5 protein-coding genes are annotated in these 5,078 nt (G+C 74.8%); 2 read left to right on the top strand and 3 right to left on the bottom strand.

The window, feature by feature from the left end:
• Positions 1 to 146 precede the first annotated feature (146 nt).
• Genes CTKZ_RS18000 through CTKZ_RS18010 form a run of 3 tightly spaced genes read right to left on the bottom strand, consistent with a single transcriptional unit; the run spans position 147 to position 2,628 of the window.
• Positions 147 to 896, bottom strand: coding sequence for an amino acid ABC transporter ATP-binding protein (locus CTKZ_RS18000; RefSeq protein WP_124344218.1), 750 nt, complete (start codon positions 894 to 896; stop codon positions 147 to 149).
• Entirely contained in the window at positions 893 to 1,783 is an 891-nt protein-coding gene (locus CTKZ_RS18005; protein WP_124344219.1) for an amino acid ABC transporter permease, read from the bottom strand. The genes CTKZ_RS18000 and CTKZ_RS18005 overlap by 4 nt, the downstream gene beginning before the upstream one ends.
• Entirely contained in the window at positions 1,780 to 2,628 is an 849-nt protein-coding gene (locus CTKZ_RS18010; RefSeq protein WP_124344220.1) for an ABC transporter substrate-binding protein, read from the bottom strand. The genes CTKZ_RS18005 and CTKZ_RS18010 overlap by 4 nt, the downstream gene beginning before the upstream one ends.
• A gap of 140 nt (positions 2,629 to 2,768) precedes the next feature.
• Here CTKZ_RS18010 and htpX point away from each other — a divergent pair, with 140 nt between their 5' ends.
• Together htpX and CTKZ_RS18020 are read left to right on the top strand one after the other, a co-directional pair.
• Positions 2,769 to 3,653 (top strand): zinc metalloprotease HtpX, encoded by an 885-nt coding sequence (htpX, locus tag CTKZ_RS18015; RefSeq protein WP_124344222.1) that lies wholly within the window; start codon positions 2,769 to 2,771, stop codon positions 3,651 to 3,653.
• Between the two features lie 219 nt (positions 3,654 to 3,872).
• Complete coding sequence (locus CTKZ_RS18020; protein ID WP_160142932.1) at positions 3,873 to 5,048, top strand: NAD(P)/FAD-dependent oxidoreductase; 1,176 nt, start codon at positions 3,873 to 3,875, stop codon at positions 5,046 to 5,048.
• The last annotated feature ends 30 nt before the right edge of the window (positions 5,049 to 5,078 follow it).

Here is a 5,078-nt window from a genome sequence, read left to right on the forward strand (position 1 = left end):
CGGGGGCCGGGCCTCGTCGTGTCGGTCCGCCGCGGGCCGACGGCGCACGCGCGTGTCGACGGTCGGCCGTCGGACGCGGCGTCCCCGACCGCGGACGGTCGGCGTGGGGCGCCGGGTCGTCGACGTGCACCGCGACCGCGGCGGCGTCAGGCGTGCAGCCGCCGCAGGAACTCGCGTGTCCGCTCCTGATGCGGGTCGCCGAGCACCTGCGCGGCGGTCCCGCGCTCGTGCACGCGCCCGGCGTGCAGGAAGCACACCTCGTCGGCGACCTCGCGCGCGAACCCCATCTCGTGGGTCGCGACGACCATCGTGAGCCCGGTCGACTTGAGCTCGACGAGCAGGTCGAGCACCTCGCCGACGAGCTCGGGGTCGAGCGCGCTCGTGACCTCGTCGAGCAGCATGACGGCGGGCCTGCCGAGCAGCGCACGGGCGATCGCGACCCGCTGCTGCTGCCCGCCCGACAGCTCGTCCGGGAACGCGCGGGCCTTGTCGGCGAGCCCGACACGCTCGAGGACGGCCATCGCCTCGGCCTCGGCCTGCGGCCGCGGCGTGCGGTGCACGAGCCGCGGCGCGAGCGTGACGTTGTCGAGCACGCGCAGGTGCGGGAACAGGTTGTACGACTGGAACACCATGCCGATCCGCGCGCGCACGGCGTTCGCGTCGAGCCGCGGGTCGGTGATGTCCTGGCCCTCGAGCTCGATGACGCCGTCGTCGACGTCCTCGAGCAGGTCGACGCACCGCAGCAGCGTGGACTTCCCGGACCCGGATGCGCCGATGAGGACGACGACGCGGTGCGCCTCGACGTCGAGCGACAGGTCGTCCAGCACGACGTGCTCGCCGAACGACTTGCGCAGCCCGCGGACGCGCAGCAGGGGGGCCTCGTCCGTCGCGGTCACCGCAGCGCCCCGCCGCCCGCGAGCGAACCCTGCGCACCGAGCCAGCCGGACCGGCGGGCGAGCACGTCGGTGAACCGCGTGAGCGGGATCGTGAGGAGCACGAAGAGCACGCCCGCGACGACGTACGGCGTGAAGTTGGCGTAGCGCGCGGTCTCGATCTGCGCGGCGCGCACCGCGTCGATCGCGCCGAGGATCGAGATGAGGCCCGAGTCCTTCGACAGCGCGACGAGGTCGTTGAGCAGCGGCGGCACGACGCGCCGGACCGCCTGGGGCAGCACGACGTGCCGCATCGCCTGCCCGCGCGTGAGCCCCAGCGACCGGGCGGCGGCGACCTGCGACGGGTGCACGGACTCGATGCCGGCGCGGAACACCTCGGCGACGTACGCGGAGTAGGTGAGCACGAGCGCGAGCCCGCCGAGGACCACGGCGGACGTCGGGACGCCCTGGAGCCGCAGGCCCGGCAGGCCGAACCCGACGAGCAGCAGCACGAGGATCAGCGGCAGCCCGCGGAACACGTCGACGTAGCCCGTCGCGAGCGCCCGCAGCGGGAAGAACACGGGGCCGCGCAGCGTGCGCGCGAGCGCGAGACCGAGCGCGACGACGACGATCACGACCGCGCACACGGCCATGACGCGGATGTTGAGCCACAGGCCCTCGAGCACCGCCGGCAGCGACGCGCGCGCGACCTCCGGGTCGAAGAACGACGCCTTGACCCGCGGCCACCCGGGCGACGAGACGAGCCCGAGCACCGCGACGGCGGTCAGCGCGACCGTCGAGACGATCGCCACCGCGGTCGAGCGGCGCGCCCGCGTGCGCCGGTAGGCGTCCCGCGCGCGCTGGTGCTCAGACGGCTCCCAGGCGACCGGGGCCGCCGACGCGGCCGTCACTTCAGGACGGGCGCGCCCGCGGCGTCGGTCAGCCACTGCGCCTCGAGCTCGGCGAGCGTGCCGTCCTCGCGCAGCGCGTCGACCGCGGCGGACACGTCGGCGGTCAGCGGGCTGTCGAGGTCCATCACGAGGCCGAACTGGTCGCCGCCCGCGCTGCCCGGGAGCTGGCCGACGAGGACGCCGCCGTCGAGCTCGGCCGCGGTGACGTAGAGCGCGGTGGGCAGGTCCACGACGATCGCGTCGACGAGCCCCGACGTGAGGGCCTGCTTGACCTGGTCGTTGTCGTTGAACGGCGAGACGGGCGTGGTCGGCGCGATGGTGTTCTGCGCGGCCGTCAGGCTCGTGGTGCCGACCATCGCGCCGATCCGCACGTCCTTGAGGTCGGCGAGGCTCGTCGCGTCGGCAGCGGGGGAGCCCTCGAGCGTCACGACGGCCTGCGTCGTCTCGTAGTACGGCGAGGAGAACGCGAGGCTCTTGCTGCGCTCGTCGCTGATCGACACCTGGTTGACCGCGAAGTCGAAGTCCTTCGCACCCGGCGCGATGATCTGGTCGAAGCTCGCGACGGTCCACTCGACCTGGTCGGCGTCGTAGCCGAGCTGCTCGGCGACCGCGTACGCGACGGCCGACTCGAAGCCCTCGCCGTTGCTCGGGTCGTTGTCGACGACCCACGGCTCGTACGCCGGGTCGGACGTCGCGATCGTGAGGACGCCGTCCTTGACCGTGGCGAGCCCGCCGGCCGTGGACGTCGGGTCGCCCGTCGGCGCGTCGTCGACGGGGGCACAGGCCGCGACCGCGAGCGTGGCGACGAGGGCGGCGGTCAGGGCGGTCCAGCGGGCTGTGCGCATCACGGGCTCCGGGGCTCGGGAGGGAGGTGGGTGCGTCGTCGGCGTCGTCGGCGGGACGTGGAGCACACAATACGAGGGAACCTGCGGGTCGCGGCCCGCGTTGGTCGGGTGCGAGACGCGGGAAGGAACGGGTGCGCACGATGGGACACCAGCACTTCAACGGGCTGAAGACGGCGGCGCTGTTCGGGGCCCTGTGGGCGGTGCTGCTCGGCATCGGGTGGCTGCTCGGCGGTGGCACGCCGAAGTACCTGCTGATCTTCGCGGGGCTCGGCCTCGTGATGACCGCGTACTCCTACTGGAACTCCGACAAGATCGCGATCCGCGCGATGCGCGCGCGCCCGGTCAGCGAGATCGAGCAGCCGGCGATGTACCGCATCGTCCGGGAGCTCTCGACGCAGGCCCGCCAGCCGATGCCGCGCCTGTACGTGTCGCCGACGGCCGCGCCGAACGCGTTCGCGACGGGCCGCAACCCCCAGAACGCGGCCGTGTGCTGCACCGAGGGCATCCTGCACCTGCTCGACGAGCGCGAGCTGCGCGGCGTCCTGGGCCACGAGCTCATGCACGTCTACAACCGCGACATCCTCACGTCGTCCGTCGCAGCCGCCGTCGCCGGCATCATCACGTCGCTCGCCCAGTTCGCGCTCTTCTTCGGCGGCGGCTCGGACCGCGACCGCGGCGGCAACCCGCTCGCGGGACTGCTGCTGGCCTTCCTCGCTCCGCTCGCGGCGACCCTGATCCAGCTCGCGATCAGCCGCACGCGCGAGTACGACGCCGACGAGGACGGCGCCCGCCTGACCGGCGACCCGCTCGCGCTCGCGTCGGCGCTGCGCAAGCTCGAGTCCGGGACCAGGGCGCGCCCGCTGCCGCAGGACCGCGAGCTCGTCGACGTCTCGCACCTCATGATCGCCAACCCCTTCTCGGGCCAGGGGCTCGCGAAGATGTTCGCGACGCACCCTCCGATGTCCGAGCGGATCGCGCGGCTGGAGAAGCAGGCGGGCACGACGGGCGGCATCACGCGCTACTGAGGACGCGGCGCCGCGGCGGTCGCAGGACGACGAGCCCGCCCGGGTGGGGGCCCCGTCGCTCGGTCGTCGCCGCTCCCCGCCGCGACCTGGCGGATCGACGACGGACGGGCCGCCAGGTCAGACGATCTCTCCTCGCGGACAGCGATGTTCGCGAATCGGGACGAATCCCTAGAATCTGCCCCGCGACGGGGCACGGTGTCACGCGCGGGAGGGGGCGACGTGACGCAGGACCGGTACGACGTCGTGGTGGTCGGTGCCGGGGCGACGGGCTCCGCGACGGCCTGGGTGCTCGCGCGGCGCGGGCACCGCGTGCTGCTGCTCGACCGTGCGCAGGAGCCCCCCGCGCAGGGACGCGACGTCGTCCGGCCGGGCCACGCGGACGTCGCCCGCTGCCGGCTCGCGCTCCTCAGCCACCAGTGGTGGAACGTCCTCGAGCACGAGGCCGGCGAGCGCCTGGTCGAGCCGACGGGCTGCGTCGAGCACGGCCCCGTCGAGGCGCTGCGCCCGCTCGTGGAGACGTTGCTGGTCACGTCGGTGCCGTTCGAGTACCTCACGGGTCCGGAGGCGGAGCAGCGCTGGCCGGGCATGCGGTTCGACGACCGCGCCGTCGTGCAGCCCGCCGCCGGTGTGGCCGACGTCGCCGCGACGCTCGCGGCGCTGCGCCGGCAGGCGGTGTCGCACGGTGCGGACCTGGCGCTCGGCGCGGACGTGCGACGGGTCGAGGTGCGCGACGACGCCGCGCGCGTGCACGTCGACGACGGCGACCACGTCGACGCCTCGGTCGTCGTCGTGTGCGCGGGCGCGGCGACCGCCGGGCTCCTCGACGGCGTCGTCGAGGTCCCCGCGGCGCACGTCGTCCGCGAGACGCGCGTGCGCGCCGACCGGGTGGAAGCGCTCCCGTCCGGCAGTCGACCCTGGCCCGCGTTCGTGCACCGTGCCGACCCCGTCGCGCACCGGTCCGCTCGGGGGGATCTCGGGCCCGACGCCGGCTACCCCGCGCTGCGGGTGCGCGGCGAGCCGACCGACCAGGGCGTCGTGCTCGTGCACCGGACCGAGCCCGCACCGCTCGGCGCGGCCGGCGCGGAGGACGCCGCCGAGGCCGTCGCCACCGAGCTCGTGGAGTACGTCGCGCAGTGCCTGCCCGGCGTCGGCGTCGACGGTGCCGGACCGTGGGTCACCGAGCGTGCCGCCGGACCGATGGTGCTCGACCGGGTGGGCCGCGTCGTGCTGGCGCTGGGCACCGGCCTGCACGGCGTCGCGCTGGCTCCGGGGGCCGGTCAGGTGCTCGCCGACCTCGCCGAGGACGGCCTCGGTGTGCCGCGCCAGGTCGGCGCCGACGACGACGAGCTCGACCGCAGCCGCTTCTCGCTCGCGGCGCTCGGCGCGGGCGTCTGATCCGGCGGACGAGCGCCGGGGCGGCGCCGG

Source organism: Cellulomonas algicola, assembly GCF_003851725.1.
Taxonomy (GTDB): domain Bacteria; phylum Actinomycetota; class Actinomycetes; order Actinomycetales; family Cellulomonadaceae; genus Cellulomonas; species Cellulomonas algicola.

Coding starts and splice junctions, on each gene's coding strand:
- CTKZ_RS18010 (WP_124344220.1), bottom strand. CDS start 2,628: ATGCGCACAGCCCGCTGGACCGCCCTGACCGCCGCCCTCGTCGCCACG.
- htpX (WP_124344222.1), top strand. CDS start 2,769: ATGGGACACCAGCACTTCAACGGGCTGAAGACGGCGGCGCTGTTCGGG.